This is a genomic window from Pontibacterium sinense (assembly GCF_015209595.1).
GTDB classification, from domain to species: domain Bacteria; phylum Pseudomonadota; class Gammaproteobacteria; order Pseudomonadales; family Balneatricaceae; genus Pontibacterium; species Pontibacterium sinense.
Genome location: NZ_JADEYS010000020.1, coordinates 83,608 through 100,189 on the forward strand (window position 1 = coordinate 83,608; position 16,582 = coordinate 100,189).

Sequence of the window (16,582 nt, forward strand, 5' to 3'; positions counted from 1 at the left end):
TATATAGAGAGAATCACCAGAAAAGCGATAGAAATTGGTGCAAAGGCATACGTAAAGCGCCACTTCAGCCCATAAGACTTTATACGTAAAACGCACCTAGCCACCCCATATATCTATTATTATTCAATGAGTTATATAATGTTTGAGGTTTACCAAACTTTAAGTATGCACAGCTTGATGTAACAGAGAATCCCTCTCTGTTAATTTGAATTGGTGTCTCGCTGGAAACACAGAACACCAGTGAAAAAACAAAAATTACAAAGAGTTAACAGACATGTTGAATTTTCTCGGAAAGTTTAAAAAACAGATCGTAACTGGCTCTCTTGCTGCTGCATTGACCATTGGTTCAGTCGCTACCTCAACAGCACAGGCTGCTGAACATAACTGGCGCTTTGCCAACCTGTACACCCGTGGTACTGCGTTTGGTGAAGTGTATGGCAATCTGGCGAAGAACATCGAAGAGATGTCTGGCGGCCGCATCAAAGTAAAAATGATGTATGCGGGCGAAGGCGTGGATACCAAAGGTATTCTGGGTGCCGTCAAAACCGGACTGATCACCATGGGTGCAACCTTTCAGCCAATGAATGCCGGTGAACTGCCAGCAGGTATTGTTGAAGTAGGTCTGCCAGGTGGCACATCCGATGTAGCAGAGCTTAGCACTCTGTTCCATGAAAAAGGCTGGGGTGACGTACTGACCAAAGCGTATGGCGAACAAGGTCTGGTTTGGTTGGACCCTTACATTCAGCCACCGGTTTACCTGCTGACCAAAAAGCCAATCAACACCATCGCAGACTTTGAAGGTCTGAAACTGCGTGCGCCAGGTGCATACGGTAAATTCGTACGCGAACTGGGTGCATCTCCTGTATCCCTGACGTGGAGCGAAATCTACACAGGTCTGGCAACAGGCGTTATCGACGGTTCTATCGGTTCTAACCTGATCGACCACCGCGACGGTAACCACGTTGAAGTTGCGAAATACATGTACCGCTTGCCACTGGCAGGTGCACAGGTACTGCCTGTATTCGTTAACCAGAAAGCATGGAACAAACTGCCAGCTGATCTGAAAGCGATTGTTAAAGCAGCGACGTCTGTACACGCTCGCGAACAGATGACTAAATCCCGTCTGTGGGAAGCTCAGGCTGTTGCAGATATGGAAGCGAAAGGCATGAAGTGGAGCCCTGCGCCAAGCGATGCTGACAAAGCACAGTGGAGCAAAGCCGGTGAATCCCTGTGGGCTGAGTACGCTAAAGAGGACAAATTCAGTAAAGAGCTGATTGACCTGTTAAGCGCGAAGTAATCTCTCCCAGAGAGTAAAGAAGAAGCTTCTGGCCCGGGTCAGAAGCTTCTTCGTCTCAGCTAAAGACCCATCAGCTGGGGCCCAATGCATCGTTAAAGGATGTACTCTTTTCATCCCGCTTCCCTCAAGACGGTACTCCCATGTTCGCAACCCTTCTTCGGGCATACTGCTCCAGTGTTGAGTTTCTGGTTTCACTGATCGGACGCAGCATCTCTATTCTGATGCCACTGATTGCGTTTGTTGTCGCATTCGAAGTGTTTTCACGTTACTTCCTGAATGCACCCACTATCTGGGCTTACGATCTTTCACTTTTTTTCTCGTCATATCTGGCTGCTCTTGGCGGTGCATATGCACAACAGAGGCAGGCGCATATTAACGTCGATATTTTATACATCTCTGTATCGGCCAACGTGAAACGTATTTTTCACCTGCTTTCTGGCAGCTTAGCGATCTTTTTCATGGCGATTATTATTTTGGTTTCCTACCAGAAATTCGGCGAAGCCATGCAGTTTAACTACCGCCGCATGAGTGAGTGGGCACCTCCGATGCACCACTTCTGGATCATGCTTATCGTGGCCGCTTCACTGATCGTCCTGCAAATCACCAGCGATATGTTCAAAGACATCTACCACTTAATCACCGGACAAGACCTGCTTCCAACGGAAGAAGAAGATCTGGAGGACGCACATGGAAATTGAACTGCTCACAGGTGTTCTTTTACTCTGTATATTAATCTCATTTGCATTAGGTACCCCCGTCGGTTTTGCACTCGGCGGTATCGCAATGGCAGTTGGCTATGCAACGTGGGGGGAAGGCATTTTCAGCATCCTGCCCAGCTCATTTGAGTCCATCCTGTTCAGCTTTATATTGCTGGCGATCCCCCTTTACATATACATGGGCCAGCTGCTGACACGCTCCGGCATTGGCGATGCCATGTTTAATGCCAGCCAGATCATCATTGGTCGTGTTCCTGGCTCACTCGCGATCAGTGTGGTGGGTGTGTGCTCAATGATCGGCGCCATGGTCGGCATTATCGGTGCAGGCATCATGACCTCCGGCAGCATCGCACTCAAACCGATGCTTGAGCGTGGTTACGATCGACGCTTAGCACTCGGCGTTATCATGGCCGGTGGCGGATTGGGTATTCTGATCCCGCCAAGTGTTCCAATGATCATGTTTGCCGCATCCACCCAAAACTCCGTGGGCAAGATGTTTATTGCCGCACTGGTACCGGCAACCATCACGATTTTCATGCTCGTGACCTATATTGTCATCAGCTGCAAAATAAACCCGAAAAAAGCCCCGATGGGCACGGGCATAGAAACGACCATGTCACCGCAGGAGAAGTTCAGAACCCTGCGTGATGGCCTGATGTCTGTGCTGCTGATCGTGTTGGTACTGGGCAGTATCATCAGTGGTATAGCAACGCCTACCGAGTCCGGTGCGATTGGCATTGTGGGTGCTGTGCTTCTCGCCTTCTTCTTCAAACGCTTCCGATGGGGACTCTTCAAGTCCGCAGGGCTGGAAACAGCCATGCTCGTCAGCGTTGCCATGTGGATTATTCTGGGGGCCACCCTCTTCAGTAACTTCCATCTGATGATGGGTATTCAGGATATGATCGCCGGGTTTACCGAAGATCTGGGCCTGCCACCGCTCGGTGTCGTCATCATGATGCAGCTGATCATGTTACTGCTGGGCTTTATCATCGACGAATTCATTATCGTCCTGATGTGTGCCCCATTGTTCACACCTATTGTGGTTGATCTGGGCTTTGATCCGATCTGGTTTGGCATCCTGATGATTCTGAATATCGAGATCGCGGTACAAACACCACCGTATGGGTTCGCGCTTTTCTACCTGAAAGGCATCGCTCCACCTGATGTAACCATGCTAGACATCTATAAATCAGTGACACCATTCATATTGATAAAACTGGCCGTTCTTATCTTCTGTTTGCTGTTCCCTGATGCCGTGATGTGGCTACCAAATAAGATCATGGGATAACCACGTGTATAAGAGTATTTTGATTCCAATCGACTTAGAGCATGTCGAGATGTTTCCCCGCGCTGTCGAAGTTGCCTTGCAACTGCTCGATACCGATGGCGGGAAGATCCACAGCCTTTATGTAGATCAGGCAAAAGCGCATGGTATCACGTTTGCCCAGCTCCCGAAGGAGATCACCGCACAAGCGCAACAGGAAACTAAGGCGGTTGTTCACTCGCTCTTCAAGCAGCACGTGCCTGAAGCATTGCGTGGCTCCTGCCATATCCGCAGGGGTGTGGTGTATGACGAGATTCTGGAAGAGGAAAAGCGGGTCAATCCAGAAGTGATCCTCATCGCAGCGGGTAAACCGGGCGTATCCAGTTATCTGCTCGGCTCCAATGCAGAGAAAGTGCTGCGTCACGCACAGGGATCGGTATTCGTTATCCGGGATAACCATACCTGGTAAGCACCGGATCTTAAGCATTGCGACACAACAGGGGGCGTTCTCGCTCCCTGTTTTAACTCCTCACCTAGCAAGCAAACGTTCCCTCGCTTCAACGTGCTCGAAGACAACAGTTTTGAGCTGATTGCAAATAAACACCACCCCTTAAACACCGCCCTGCATCTACACTACTCCATAGACTTCTAAGGCAACGGTTATCTTAGTTTTATCCCCCTTAACCTAAGCATTGACCGATCACTATTTATGCAAATATTCAGTTGCACCTAATATGGATTAATCAAAATCGAGGTCGACAGGGAGAGTGTCAGATCCACCACCATCCTGCGCACAACGCGGTCAGACCCGACAACATATCAATGCATGCAGGCATAGGTACATTCAGCGCGCTACGCATGACAGAAAGTCAGGAGTTCGCACTCCTCACACTGTTATTGCTGCGGTGACGACAAACCACATCACTTGAATCGTACTGCCCGAAAGCACATCAGAATAACAAACAAGAGGCATGAACCATGAGTCAATCTTCAACGAAGCCAGCGTTTAACTGGGAAGACCCATTCTCTCTGGAAACACAGCTGACCGAAGAAGAGCGAATGATACGCGATGCAGCACATGACTATTGTCAGGGCCAGTTAAAACCTCGCGTTCTTGAAGCTAACCGTAAAGAAATCTTCCATACAGAAATCATGCAGGAACTGGGCGAACTGGGTTTGCTGGGTTCCACTCTGCCTGAGCAGTACGGCGGCTCAGCCGTCAACTACGTATGCTACGGTCTGGTTGCCCGTGAAGTAGAGCGTGTCGACAGCGGTTACCGTTCTGCGATGAGTGTTCAGTCCTCTCTGGTCATGCACCCGATCTACGCGTACGGCACCGAAGAGCAGCGTATGAAGTACCTGCCGAAGCTGGCTTCCGGCGAATGGATCGGTTGCTTTGGTCTGACTGAACCGGATGTAGGTTCTGATCCAAACAACATGAAAACCCGCGCCACTAAAACAGACGGCGGCTACGTACTGAAAGGCGCAAAGATGTGGATCACCAACTCTCCGGTATCCGATGTCTTTGTTGTCTGGGCGAAACTGGATGGTGTCGTACGCGGCTTCATTCTGGAAAAAGGCATGGAAGGCCTTAGCGCACCTAAGATTGAGGGTAAATTCTCCCTGCGTGCGTCCATCACCGGCGAAATCGTCATGGAAGATGTGTTTGTTCCTGACGAAAACATTCTGCCAGGTGTAGAAGGTCTGGCCGGACCGTTTGGCTGCCTGAACAAAGCACGCTACGGCATCGCATGGGGTTCTTTGGGTGCAGCGGAATTCTGCTGGCACGCATCCCGTCAGTACACCCTGGACCGCATTCAGTTCCAGCGCCCACTGGCCGCCAACCAGTTGATCCAGAAAAAACTGGCTGACATGCAAACTGAGATCTCTCTGGGTCTGCAGGGCTGCCTGCAGATGGGTCGCTTGATGGATGAAGGTCGCTGCCCGGTCGAGCTGATCTCTCTGCTGAAGCGCAACAACTGCGGTAAAGCACTGGATATCGCACGTGTATCCCGTGATATGCACGGTGGCAACGGTATCTCTGATGAGTTTGACGTTATCCGTCACGTGATGAACCTTGAAGCGGTCAACACCTATGAAGGTACGCATGACGTTCATGCGCTGATTCTGGGACGCGCACAAACAGGCATTCAGGCATTCTTCTAATGAAAACAGCACTGTCTCATATTCAGGTTCTGGATTTGAGTCGGATTCTGGCGGGCCCTTGGGCCGGCCAGATGCTGGCAGACTTTGGAGCCAACGTTATTAAAGTGGAGCGGCCCGGATCGGGAGATGATACCCGTGGCTGGGGACCTCCGTTCGTCAAAGACGCCGCCGGAAACCCAACCGATGCGGCCTACTTCCACTCCGCAAACCGCGGCAAACAATCCATTGCCGTCGATATCACCTCCCCTGAAGGCCAAGCCCTGATCCACCGACTCGCCGCCAACGTTGATGTTGTGCTGGAGAACTATAAGGTCGGCGGCTTAAAGAAATACAACCTCGACTACGACAGCCTTAAGGCGATCAACCCCAAGCTGATCTACTGCTCCATTACTGGCTTTGGGCAAGACGGCCCTTACAGCAAACGTGCAGGTTACGATTTCATGATTCAGGCCATGGGTGGTTTGATGAGTGTGACCGGCGAACCAGACGGACAACCGATGAAAGTCGGCGTGGCGCTCGCTGATGTCATGACAGGCCTATACGCCTCAAACGCCATACAAGCCGCCCTCCTCCACCGCACAGAAACTGGTGTGGGCCAGCATATCGATCTGGCACTGCTGGATGTTCAGGTCGCGACCCTGGCTAATCAGGCGATGAACTACCTCGTCGGCGGCGAACCGCCTCAGCGACTGGGTAACGCACATCCCAATATCGTGCCCTATGAAGCCTTCGCAACGGCTGATAGCCACGTCATTCTGGCGATCGGAAACGACAGCCAGTTTGCCAAGTTCTGCACGCTTGCCGGTGCACCGGGACTCGCGACAGATCCTGACTTCCTCACCAACTCACAACGGGTGAACAATCGCCACACGCTTATCCCGATTGTGCGTAAGCTGATGCAGCAACACGACACCCAGTGGTGGTTGGAAAACCTTGCAGAGCAAGGCGTACCGAGTGGTCCGATCAATACGCTGGATCAGGTATTTGAGAACGAGCAGATACTCCACCGGGAGATGCAGGTACAACTGGATCATCCAGCTGCAGGCAAAGTCCCTAGCGTGGCGAATCCGGTTAAGTTCTCTGAAACACCGATCCAATACGGGCAGGCATCCCCTCAATTAGGGCAGCACACCCAGAAAGTGCTTAATGAAGTTCTCGGCATGGATGACGGAGAGATCGACAGACTACGTAGTGAAAAAGTGATCGGATAATGTTGTACCGTACCACCTAGCGCCTTCCTTCACATGAGCGGAGGCGCAACTGCTTTCTCTGCAAAACAGCGCCCTTCCAGACCGATCTAAACACCACTCTGAACAACAACGGCGACCGCGCGATTCCGCGATAACTTAAACACCACACATACAATATCGCGAGCTGTGCTCACTCCAATTGCATAGAACAGCGCCAAGACCATCCTCCAGATAACACCAATAACACCGTGAGATAACAATGACTGAACGCCCACTTTTCGTACTGACAGAACAGATCGACAATCCACGCACCTGCGTGAACCACTTGCTCTTTCCCGCACACTGCGAAACCCGCTGGCATCGCCATGAGAGAGACTACGTGATTGTGCCCATGCAGGCCTGCGAGTTACTGATCGACACAGGCGAAGGCCCTAAACCTGTCGCACTAAAGGCAGGAGAGTGTTACTACCGTGATGCGGGAGTTGAGCACAACGTGATTAACCCGTCAGATACGGATATCACGCTGATTGAGGTGGAGATTAAGTAGGGCTGTCTAACGAACATAGTTATCGGTTTGAGTGGTCCACGCCCTTCATGCCGATACGCATGCGCAGATATGTGGGGCTTCCGTTTAGCCATGGTACACCCCCACACCAAGGGCAAACCTAACTATAGAAGGTGTCTACTAATAGTGGATAACTCGAAGGCCTAACGAGACTGTCGGATTAGACATTTGAGCGCAAAATATCTATCTACCGCAGCTCGATCCTGTTTATTTTGGCGGTTTGTCCGGAGCGATTGATTATTTACTCCTCAGTTCAAACACGCTGTATTTATCTTCTCAGCCCGATAACAGTCACTATCCCAGCTATATAAGGCCACCTAATGCCTTATTTTCCCTTGGGTCGAGATCTTCTCGATATTGTGTACCATGCAGTACATCAACCACTGCGCGTTAACCTTATCTTTGCCCCTGAGCGAGAAGCGTTTCAGACCTTTATTCGTTTCTAAATTACCGAACACCGGTTCGACTGTGCCTAACCGCTTGCTGTAAACATGTCGCCCCATCGGACTATCGATCTTCTCTTTCATCCGATCCATGAAGTTGCTTTCAGGTTTGCCATTCTTAGGATAAAAGCTCACCTGCCGCCCTTCCTGCTGATTCGGTTTCCTCAGGCATTGTCCATTCAGCGGACAGACTCGACATTGCTTGCGGTAACCCTGAAAGCGGATCACATCACGCCCCTCAATCTTCCCTTTTAGATTCATCCACATCGCATTCCCCGCCGGGCAGCGGCACGTTTCAGTCACCGGATCGTAATCGAAGTCGGCGGGGATAAAACGGCTTATGCGATAGCCCCGCTCCTTCCGACGCTTTGCCTGTTGTTCCTTATACGTTGTCGAGTCGATAAAGCGTGGATCGCGTTTTCGGAACTGGTTATCAGCTATATAACCATCGATACCCAGGCGATAAATCATTTTCATATTGGCTTCGCTATGGAAGCCACTATCAGCGGTAATCTGAGCGGTTTTGAGGATCTGCGTATCGGGCTTATTGAACGCTCGGAACTGCCGCCGGATACCAAAGAGCCTTGGTCTTAAAGTGTGCTGTTCTTGACCTGCACCATAGGCTTCGGCGTGAACGATAATCTGATGCTTGCTGTCCACCGCCGCCACACCGTTATAGCCTTGGATCACACCTTTAGCGGTCTTCATCTTGGCACTGTCATTGTCGGTGATATTGCCCTTAACAGGGCGACCACGCTGACCGAGCCGTTCAGGTTCGGTCGCTAAGTGCTTTTTTATCTTGGCGGAGACCTCTTCCAGCTTTTTAATCTGAGCCACTTCCCGTTCGGTGATCTCCGGCTGCTGGTCGATGGCATCTGTATGTTGGTGCGACTTCAGCATCCGTTCAACGGCTCGGTCTATTTTGATTTGCTTACGATTCAACTCTGCCCGTGTGCCACTCCATTCCTTCGAGGCATTGGAAGGCATCTTACAACCATCGATAGCGAACATCTCCCGGCCGATCAGGTTCATACCGTCACACACCATCAGGATCTGAGTAAACAGCGGTGCGATAACATCATCCATTCGCGTGATGAACTCGGCGATGGTGCTGTGGTGGGGTTGGCTGTCCGCTGACAACGCCATAAACAGGACATTCTCGCGACAGGCTTGAGCAATTTTTCGGCTGGAGGTAATCCCTCGGGAATACGCAAACAAAACGATCTTTAACAGGATGGCTGGATCATAAGCTGGGGCGCCGTTGTAATCATTGCGATAACGGGACTCAAATAGGCTCATATTGAGGTCATTATCGACCACATGATTGAGGGTATATTCGAAGGTGCCAGGCTGGATCTGATCCGCAAAACGCAACGGAATCATCTTGGTCTGGTTGTAATCGTAGTGTTTGTAGCGTGCTATCCGTTGCACCATCAGCGGTAAAATTCTGTTGATCGATTGTAGCGGGAATCTAGCCCGTGAACCAAGAGCTACGGGACTTATCCGACAGCCTCAACGCCTACGGCACGGGCGAGCGTAGCGAGTCCAAACTACGAAGTGGCTGACCGTGCCCGTATTTGTTAGGTTTCATTGGTAATTTCCCAGTTTTTCCAAAAACGCCATGCGACAAAGAGAAGTAGGATTACGCCTAACGCTCCAATCTCCCATGTCCCATCCTTATTAGATGACAGCGACATTATTGAGAATATTAAACCGAAAAAAGAAACATTAAACTCTAGTGCTCCATGCTGACTAAAATATCTTGAAGTCTGTTTGCACTGGTAACAGTAAACTACGGAAATAACCCAGCTCACTACCAATGCTCCTATGATTGCTACAGCATACCAGAGGCTCATCTACTATCCTTGTAACGCTTCCATAAAAGGCGAGCTTTAGCGAGTCCAGCCCACACTTTTTGTGGGCGAATTGTCATGGCTTTGTTACACCTTCAACGTCATGAACAAATGAAAATCCAGTTGACTGAGGAAAGTAATATACTCGATTACTTCCCTTCTCAATACCTGCACAATTCTTAGCGCCACACCCCAAATAAGATAAAACTTTTATATTACTTGAAATCACCACACTAATATTACTACTAGACCTAGTCTCACCTTCCACATGATTCCCAAGGGCAGTAAGGGCTTGACTCTGCCCTTTCTTCTCAACATAGACCAATGAAACAATAAAACAAACACCTGCTAAGGAAAGCACAAGGAAGTGGTTAAACGTTTTCTTCGCTCTAATCTCGACGAGAGCTGAAATCCTCTTTCCAATCCAGCGCCGTCTAAAACTTACAACCTTACGCTTCGCTTTAATACTACCCCTGACCCAATCTATATAGCCAGGCAACAGAGCGTGAGAATAGGAAAATAGTACACAAGAAACAGTAATTAAAAATATTAGAATAGGCCCGAATGAAACAATGAGCCCACTATAAATTACTTGGTGAAAGCTTCGCTCCATCATATCGGCATCTAACTTGGCTGTTGTTAAAAAACCGTGATAGTGCGCTGTACTCAAACAATAGAGAACTCCTGTGAAAGCAGCCAAAAAAATTGCGCTATCTAATGGTTGTCTCATCCATCATCCTTGAAATGTAAAGCTTAGCGCACGAGCACACGCAGTGCGTCCAGCCCGCTTGCGGGCGATCGTGCTGTGCCTTGTTAGCTTATCTTCGTTTTCTTTTCTTCGCGGTCTTCTTGTCTAGCAAAATACGACATGCTGGAATTAATAGTTTTCCACCTTCCCAAGACGCTCTACGTCTTAGGACGAAATCAGACGGAATCTGAACCGCTGGGTAGACGATCGGTTTTCGCCACCTCCTCGAACGCCGAGAGTAGCCGCCTGCATATTGCTCCTCCCCATACTCGTTGTACCAAGAGGATGACTCGACTTCTATCTCATAATCAGCATACCTAACCGGAATTACCGTAAGGCCATCAAGCCAATAATAAACACGACCAAAGTAAGTCGCATGAAGCCACTTTTCCCATGAAGATGGGGAGTACCGAGGCTGATTCAATTTCGAGTTGAACAGAGGCAACCAAAGTACAGCTATACCTTTCGAAGCGTAGGCTTTGGTACGATAAAGGATTTCTCTCATCGTTAAATTACTGATTTGAACTTCGAAAGCTACACCTCTACCTTGAATCTCAGCGTATACATCTGACACTACCTCTCCCCAGCTTTTTTCAAGCTCTAACTCAGCCACATCTTCCCGATTAGCAAGAGCCTCATAGATGGACTCTTTTGCTTTTCGATGGGCCTCAGACTCCCCCTTACCGTATTTACAGGTTACTACCGACCTATGCGCAAAATGGTGAACTCTAATCTGCCCCTTGCGTACGAGAACTTCCTTTCCACATATTGGGCAGCCAAACGGCCCATCCTTTCTTTCGACAAGGCGAGCCCTTACCTTCTGATTTGTATCGTTCTGAATGGCACAAAGCATATTATTACGTAAGCTAACGCTCCGCTCAGGCGCAACCAGCCAGAGCGAGATTTGTGTCAATGTTGTCGCTCGCGCCACTGGCACAAATGGCACAAATGGCACGGCGGATGATTGTCGCTTAGCGGATTGTTAGCTACCACTTACAACCAACAACCACAATTTACAATTTTTTCTGCTAGATCAGTAAGGTAGATAAAATTACAACAATCCTGCCTAACTCAATTGCTTGTCTCACAAACTGGGTGCTCACACTAACATTTATAACAAACGTCACGCTCATCACTTTCTCCTATCTCAATGTTATGAGAGATAGGATAAACATCCTTGCCGGCTCGCATACATGACACTAAATCCTCTTAACCTTGATCATTGTGTCAGGGGGCAGTTCTAATGATTTGTCTCTCCGTGATAGACGGATTGTCGAAAACAGTTGCCGTTGTTATGGTTACAATTTCTCTCAGCGGCTTTCCCGTGTGCTCCCTCATCATTTGAGTCAAGCTCTTGATGAAAAAGCTACGTTTAGCATTTGGGTGGTTTGGCTTGTCTAGTTTCACAGTGTTCCTAGCCTTCATCCCAGCAAAGCCGATATTAGTATCTGAATCAAGATTTGCGATTTCTAGTAGCGCGTCAGTTAGTAGAGTCGGCATCAAATCAGGCCACAACTCATAGGGTGGCTTAACCTTTTTGTGCTCCTCTATATCGACATCCGGACTAAGTACTTTCATTGAATGCTCGATAGCACTGCCTATCATGCACTTCTGCCTCTTAGTTATATAGCGCTCTTGAAAAATCCGGTCGTACTCACTATGTTTTATCAACTCTCTTAGCTTTAACGCAGTCGACCTAACTTCTTTAATCCACTCTCGGTAGTCCTTTGGCGTGAGGTTATATGGTTTCATATCTAGAAAACTATCAGAGCACCGTATCATTGAACTAAACAAAGCAGGCTTAATATCGTATTTAGGTAACCTTTCCCAAACCTTTTTCATTTCACTGTAAGTTAAAATCCTATACAGCAGATCAGCCTCATCCGTTTCATGCTCCAGCATAGGAAACTTTCGATTCCAATAATCTATTTCTTTTAGCTTTTCCTCCCACTCAGAAATAACTGATTTGGGAGCCCAACCTGGGAACTCGTTCTTTTTCATAGGGTTATCTGAAATCTAAAAAGCAATGATCAGTTATGTTTGCCAAACAAAGGTGAAAACGGAATTTTCAGCTAACACCCAAAACAACGGCGAATTTATACGTCCGCCTGCTTTTTCTTGCTAGCATCTTTTTCCACAGAACGCCGCATTCTTTTAATTTGCTTTAGAAACTCGTGAGTGTCGAGAAAGTAGTTTGGATACGCTTTCCTTAACGATTCAATAGGGCCGGCAGCAACTAAAACCACTTGAAATGGTTTTCCGTTGGCTATATCTCTTTCGATTTTAGCGTATTCCTCGTTTGCCTCGCCGAGCTTACGACGACCATAACTATTTATATAAACAAGCTTCTCTTCGAGATCCAGAGTTATTAGGTGGTAGTTGCCCGCTTGATGATCCTTATGTATAGATTCTGCTGCCACACTGAAAGCATCGAGCCTATTTTCTACATCCAGAGTGTCACAGGCTTGAAGGACTTGTTTGAACGTAGCTATTTTATCAAGAGACTCATATCCTGGAACAGGTGAACTCTCCTCTAAGTGCGCTATTGCCGAGCCTGCCAGCGCAAAGAAACTAAGCCACTCGTCAGGGCCTTCGCTAGATTTTAAAGCTTGATTAAGAAAAGTTCCCATGGTTTCGACAGCGGTAGCCCAAGCATGCTGTAACCGTGTTCTTATTTGAAGTTCTACATGAAGTCCATCATAATCCGGTGCCTTATCATTTTTGTATCGGTAAACAAGGTGAATACCTCGATAGCCCGTATCTTTTGGGTTTTCGATATAATCTTTCTCGCTAACCAGTTCGTGCTTCAGCCTTCCATTTTTGTAGCTTTTCTCAAGCTCCCTGACTTTCGTTAAGTTTTTTACAACCGCACGAATGCCAGCAATATCATTCATTCTGTGTAACTGCATAGAATCGAAACGCTGCAGTTTTGATATTACTGAAGGAGATCGCTTTAGGCGCTGAGCAACAAGAGCATCCCTATCAATTTTATATAGCTTATCTCTCAATGTTGATTGAAATGTATTAATTGGGTAGCCATGAATCGAGCGCCAGTTAGTAAGGACATCTATCGCCCACTCATATTCCGGGTGTGTATTATCCTCAGCTTTAAGGATGCTACCGGCTTTAGATACTTTCTTTTTCGAAAACCTTGGTTTCATCCAAGCCATGCTATACCTCGACTTATCTGTTAGATGCTAATATTTTAATATATAGCCCTTGCAAGCTTTCGTAGCTTGCAAGGTTCAAATATCTTCCAAGGATAGGAGGAATAAAATGTATCGAAGGTCGCGTAAATACCAACAGGTCATCGAAAGCCTTGCGAGAGAAGGGTCAAACAGAAGGAACAACAAGGAAAGAAGATAATCATCCTGATTTTCCACCTGAGCTGCCCGAGCTACGCAGGTTAATCGAAATAACAGATTTCGATACGGGTACTCCAATTACCCATCGTGTAGAACTATACCGCAGCAACCGGATTGATTGCTATAACGTTGTTATCAATGGCAATCTCTGGAAACGACGTATTGGCTGGAGCAAGATATTGGAAGGGTTACGCAAGGCCTTACCGCGTCTACGGAGCGATGTTTAACCGACTACCCACCCACCACAGCAAGCACTGATTTATCAGACATTCGGTTCAACACGCAAGGGAACCGAATGTCACTGCGTCTACTCACGGGTAATGCCCAACATCCCCATGATCGATAACATCATCCACCCAGCTTAACGCGGCCATGACTGCCGGAAAGCCGATGGTGCTGGTCAGCAGAATGATCGTATGGTGGATCTCATCGGTGCTGGCGCCAGCTGCTCGTGCTTGTTTAGCATGACTATGCACTGCACCTTCGGAACGGATACTGACGGCGGCGGCCAGTTTGATCAGTTCTGCTGATTTCAGATCGATTGGGCCTTCCTGCCTAACCACCTGCCCCAGCTCATCAATCGCTTCGGCCAGTTTGGGATACTGCGCCCGTATACGGGTGTAGGTTTTGGGGAGTTTTGCGTCTGACATGAGTGGTTATCTCCGCAGCTTTAAACATTTGAGAGATCTGTTTTACGTAATCGATTTAAGAATAGCAGCTACCCGCTTATAAGCAGGTGTCAGGGACCTGTGTGGCAGCGGCAGAACTTAGCAGATCTGATTAGGGCTGTATGTAACGTCCCTTTACAACTGTCGACCGCTCCCACCCTGATCAAATAATGTAACGCCTCTTGGGTCACCTTATGAATCACCTTGTTGCTAGCACCTTGTGAATAGCACCTTACGCCCTAGCGACACCCAAAAAACCACTGATCATTTTTTGATCTAACATGCAAACTCTTGGCTATGCTTGGTAGTACGTCGCTTAAAGGGGAAGCACAATGACCACCAAGGTAGCTATTGCACAAAAACCACCGGTATTACTCAATCTCGAAGCAACCACACAGCGCGCTTTGGAAACCTTAGAAGAGGCGGCATCCAACGGGGCTCAATTGGTTGTTTTCCCCGAAGCCTACCTGCCCGGATATCCCACATGGATCTGGCGACTGCGCCCCGGCGGGGATATGTCTCTGGGTAACCTGCTGCACACGAAGCTAAGACAAAATGCGGTCGATATCGGTCAGGGCGGGTTGGATCGTATCTGCGAAGCGGCGGCCAAACATAACGTTGTGGTGGTCATGGGTCTAAATGAAGTGGACTCGGATTACAGTGGCACGACGCTGTTTAACACAGTGGTTGTGATCGGTGCAGATGGCAAAATCCTGAACCGTCATCGTAAACTTATGCCCACCAATCCCGAGCGCATGGTGTGGGGAATGGGAGATGCCTCTGGTCTGCGCGTCGTTGATACCCCCGTTGGACGTATCGGTTGCCTCATCTGCTGGGAAAGTTACATGCCTCTCGCTCGATTCGCCCTCTTTGCCCAGGATATTGATATCTATATTGCGCCCACCTGGGACAGTGGTGAGATGTGGCTTGCGTCGATGAATCATATTGCGCGGGAAGGTGGCTGCTGGGTATTGAGTACAGCCACCGCAATACACGGTTCAGATGTGCCCGAGGATTTTCCAGAGCGAGACGCACTGTTTAGTGACGATGAATGGGTGAACCCCGGCGACGCGGTGATTGTGAAACCTTTTGGCGGCGTTCACAGCGGCCCGCTGCATCAGGACAAAGGAATCTTGTATGCGGACATAAACGTGGAAGACGCCCGAAGCTCACGTAAGGCGCTGGATGTTGCGGGGCATTACGGTCGCCCCGATGTTTTCCATCTGGATGTTGATCGGAGCTCTAAACCGCCGATACGTTTTGTGGACAAGTAGCCTCACGCGTTGGCGCACTTTGAAGAGCTTCAGCGTATATAGATCACACCGGTTTACGAGTTAAGAAGTCCGCCAGCCAGTGTGCCACTGCGACAGAGTCAGTCGCCGCGCCATCCTGATACAAGGTTGCCAACGCTGCATCCGCAGTATCTTCAGGGATGGTGATACCTTTACGCATATTCACCAGCGCCTCTTCGTATTGCAGGTTAAATTCCGGATGCGCCTGCAAGGTGAGGATATTGTTGCCGTATATTAGCCCCGCATACTCACAAAAGTCCGAGGTTGCAAAAACCGATGCGTTCTCAGGCTTTTCCGTCACCTGATAGCGATGCATGGCACTGATCGTAAAGGACTCTGAGGCATCAGCAATAAAGCGGGGAGCTCCGACAATATTGTAACGGTGCAATCCCACACCCCAGCCACCCTCAAATGCTTTAGCTCGCCCACCGAAGGCTTCAGCAATAATCTGATGACCAAAGCAGATACCGACGATTGGATTGCCCACCGCATCGATCTCCACAATCAGCTGTTTGAGCTTAATGATCCAATCATAATTGTCATCCACATTGAACTTAGAACCGGTGATGATCCATCCGTCACACTGCACCGCGTCCTGTGGAAAGATACCGTCCCGGACATCAAACAGTTCATAGTCGAACTGATGCTGCGCATGATCAAACAGCCGCATTAACATCTCAGCGTAAGAGCCGTGCTGATCGATTAACTCATCCGGTGTAATACCGGTCGCGAGGATACCTATTATCATGACTGTTTCCTGCACCGCTTAGTCAAAGCATGTGTGACCTTAAACCCACGTGGAAAGGCTCAGTCATGAAAGCGTGGATATTGAAATTGGATACCATCAGATTATCTGAAGCATCGCAGCGAAAGCAACGTCAGCTATATATGCCAACGGCTCAGAGTCATCTTAATAGAGATGTTGGGTATCGCCGTTGGCTCGACCCAACCTTGTATCTCTCCATCTGCTCTGTTTGATTAGATAGAGCTCCCCGGTCAGGTGAGGCTGTACCCA

General features: G+C 48.7%; 15 protein-coding genes. 8 read left to right on the top strand and 7 right to left on the bottom strand.

The genetic code is table 11. The features are described from left to right. The first annotated feature begins 274 nt into the window (after positions 1-274). The 7 genes from IOQ59_RS17140 (at position 275) to IOQ59_RS17170 (ending at position 7,180) form a co-directional block, all read left to right on the top strand. Positions 275-1,297: a TRAP transporter substrate-binding protein gene (locus tag IOQ59_RS17140; protein WP_193954683.1), complete on the top strand. Its 1,023-nt coding sequence runs from the start codon at positions 275-277 to the stop codon at positions 1,295-1,297. Between the two features lie 140 nt (positions 1,298-1,437). Then, positions 1,438-1,995 carry a TRAP transporter small permease subunit gene (locus tag IOQ59_RS17145; protein WP_193954684.1) on the top strand — a complete coding sequence of 186 codons (558 nt, stop codon included), beginning with the start codon at positions 1,438-1,440 and terminating at the stop codon, positions 1,993-1,995. After that, entirely contained in the window at positions 1,985-3,301 is a 1,317-nt protein-coding gene (locus IOQ59_RS17150; RefSeq protein WP_193954685.1) for a TRAP transporter large permease, read from the top strand. The genes IOQ59_RS17145 and IOQ59_RS17150 overlap by 11 nt, the downstream gene beginning before the upstream one ends. 4 nt (positions 3,302-3,305) lie before the next feature. Beyond that, entirely contained in the window at positions 3,306-3,746 is a 441-nt protein-coding gene (locus IOQ59_RS17155) for a universal stress protein (RefSeq protein WP_193954686.1), read from the top strand. Between the two features lie 509 nt (positions 3,747-4,255). Continuing rightward, entirely contained in the window at positions 4,256-5,443 is a 1,188-nt protein-coding gene (locus tag IOQ59_RS17160; protein ID WP_193954687.1) for an acyl-CoA dehydrogenase, read from the top strand. Further along, positions 5,443-6,654 (top strand): CaiB/BaiF CoA transferase family protein, encoded by a 1,212-nt coding sequence (locus IOQ59_RS17165; RefSeq protein ID WP_193954688.1) that lies wholly within the window; start codon positions 5,443-5,445, stop codon positions 6,652-6,654. Before IOQ59_RS17160 ends, IOQ59_RS17165 begins: the two co-directional genes overlap by 1 nt. Positions 6,655-6,892: 238 nt before the next feature. Then, on the top strand, positions 6,893-7,180 hold the full coding sequence (locus IOQ59_RS17170; RefSeq protein WP_193954689.1) for a cupin domain-containing protein: 288 nt from the start codon (positions 6,893-6,895) through the stop codon (positions 7,178-7,180). Between the two features lie 335 nt (positions 7,181-7,515). On the opposite strand, the gene IOQ59_RS17175 is transcribed toward IOQ59_RS17170, so the two are convergent. From IOQ59_RS17175 to IOQ59_RS17200, 6 genes are all read right to left on the bottom strand, one after another. Next, positions 7,516-9,075 carry an IS1182 family transposase gene (locus IOQ59_RS17175; RefSeq protein WP_193954690.1) on the bottom strand — a complete coding sequence of 520 codons (1,560 nt, stop codon included), beginning with the start codon at positions 9,073-9,075 and terminating at the stop codon, positions 7,516-7,518. A gap of 495 nt (positions 9,076-9,570) precedes the next feature. Further along, a complete protein-coding gene (locus IOQ59_RS17180) occupies positions 9,571-10,224 on the bottom strand; it encodes a hypothetical protein (protein WP_193954691.1) in 654 nt (217 codons plus the stop codon). Between the two features lie 88 nt (positions 10,225-10,312). Further along, on the bottom strand, positions 10,313-11,095 hold the full coding sequence (locus tag IOQ59_RS21660; RefSeq protein ID WP_228050981.1) for a competence protein CoiA: 783 nt from the start codon (positions 11,093-11,095) through the stop codon (positions 10,313-10,315). A 374-nt stretch (positions 11,096-11,469) separates the two neighbouring features. Further along, a complete protein-coding gene (locus IOQ59_RS17190; protein ID WP_228050977.1) occupies positions 11,470-12,243 on the bottom strand; it encodes a hypothetical protein in 774 nt (257 codons plus the stop codon). Between the two features lie 95 nt (positions 12,244-12,338). Beyond that, entirely contained in the window at positions 12,339-13,412 is a 1,074-nt protein-coding gene (locus IOQ59_RS17195) for a RelA/SpoT domain-containing protein (RefSeq protein ID WP_193954693.1), read from the bottom strand. A gap of 506 nt (positions 13,413-13,918) precedes the next feature. Further along, positions 13,919-14,257, bottom strand: coding sequence for a carboxymuconolactone decarboxylase family protein (locus IOQ59_RS17200; protein WP_193954694.1), 339 nt, complete (start codon positions 14,255-14,257; stop codon positions 13,919-13,921). A 350-nt stretch (positions 14,258-14,607) separates the two neighbouring features. On the opposite strand from IOQ59_RS17200, the gene IOQ59_RS17205 reads away from it, so the two are divergent. Continuing rightward, positions 14,608-15,549, top strand: a complete 942-nt coding sequence (locus IOQ59_RS17205) for a carbon-nitrogen hydrolase family protein (protein ID WP_193954695.1) — start codon at positions 14,608-14,610, stop codon at positions 15,547-15,549. Positions 15,550-15,592: 43 nt separating this feature from the next. Here the strand turns inward: IOQ59_RS17205 and IOQ59_RS17210 are convergent, their stop codons facing one another. After that, positions 15,593-16,315, bottom strand: coding sequence for a glutamine amidotransferase-related protein (locus tag IOQ59_RS17210; RefSeq protein ID WP_193954696.1), 723 nt, complete (start codon positions 16,313-16,315; stop codon positions 15,593-15,595). Positions 16,316-16,582: the final 267 nt, after the last annotated feature.

Excerpts from the sequence above, each read along its gene's own strand:
- IOQ59_RS17140 (WP_193954683.1), top strand. The coding sequence starts at position 275 with ATGTTGAATTTTCTCGGAAAGTTTAAAAAACAGATCGTAACTGGCTCT.
- IOQ59_RS17145 (WP_193954684.1), top strand. The coding sequence starts at position 1,438 with ATGTTCGCAACCCTTCTTCGGGCATACTGCTCCAGTGTTGAGTTTCTG.
- IOQ59_RS17150 (WP_193954685.1), top strand. The coding sequence starts at position 1,985 with ATGGAAATTGAACTGCTCACAGGTGTTCTTTTACTCTGTATATTAATC.
- IOQ59_RS17160 (WP_193954687.1), top strand. The coding sequence starts at position 4,256 with ATGAGTCAATCTTCAACGAAGCCAGCGTTTAACTGGGAAGACCCATTC.
- IOQ59_RS17165 (WP_193954688.1), top strand. The coding sequence starts at position 5,443 with ATGAAAACAGCACTGTCTCATATTCAGGTTCTGGATTTGAGTCGGATT.
- IOQ59_RS17170 (WP_193954689.1), top strand. The coding sequence starts at position 6,893 with ATGACTGAACGCCCACTTTTCGTACTGACAGAACAGATCGACAATCCA.
- IOQ59_RS17175 (WP_193954690.1), bottom strand. The coding sequence starts at position 9,075 with ATGGTGCAACGGATAGCACGCTACAAACACTACGATTACAACCAGACC.
- IOQ59_RS17180 (WP_193954691.1), bottom strand. The coding sequence starts at position 10,224 with ATGAGACAACCATTAGATAGCGCAATTTTTTTGGCTGCTTTCACAGGA.
- IOQ59_RS21660 (WP_228050981.1), bottom strand. The coding sequence starts at position 11,095 with ATGCTTTGTGCCATTCAGAACGATACAAATCAGAAGGTAAGGGCTCGC.
- IOQ59_RS17190 (WP_228050977.1), bottom strand. The coding sequence starts at position 12,243 with ATGAAAAAGAACGAGTTCCCAGGTTGGGCTCCCAAATCAGTTATTTCT.
- IOQ59_RS17195 (WP_193954693.1), bottom strand. The coding sequence starts at position 13,412 with ATGGCTTGGATGAAACCAAGGTTTTCGAAAAAGAAAGTATCTAAAGCC.
- IOQ59_RS17200 (WP_193954694.1), bottom strand. The coding sequence starts at position 14,257 with ATGTCAGACGCAAAACTCCCCAAAACCTACACCCGTATACGGGCGCAG.
- IOQ59_RS17205 (WP_193954695.1), top strand. The coding sequence starts at position 14,608 with ATGACCACCAAGGTAGCTATTGCACAAAAACCACCGGTATTACTCAAT.
- IOQ59_RS17210 (WP_193954696.1), bottom strand. The coding sequence starts at position 16,315 with ATGATAATAGGTATCCTCGCGACCGGTATTACACCGGATGAGTTAATC.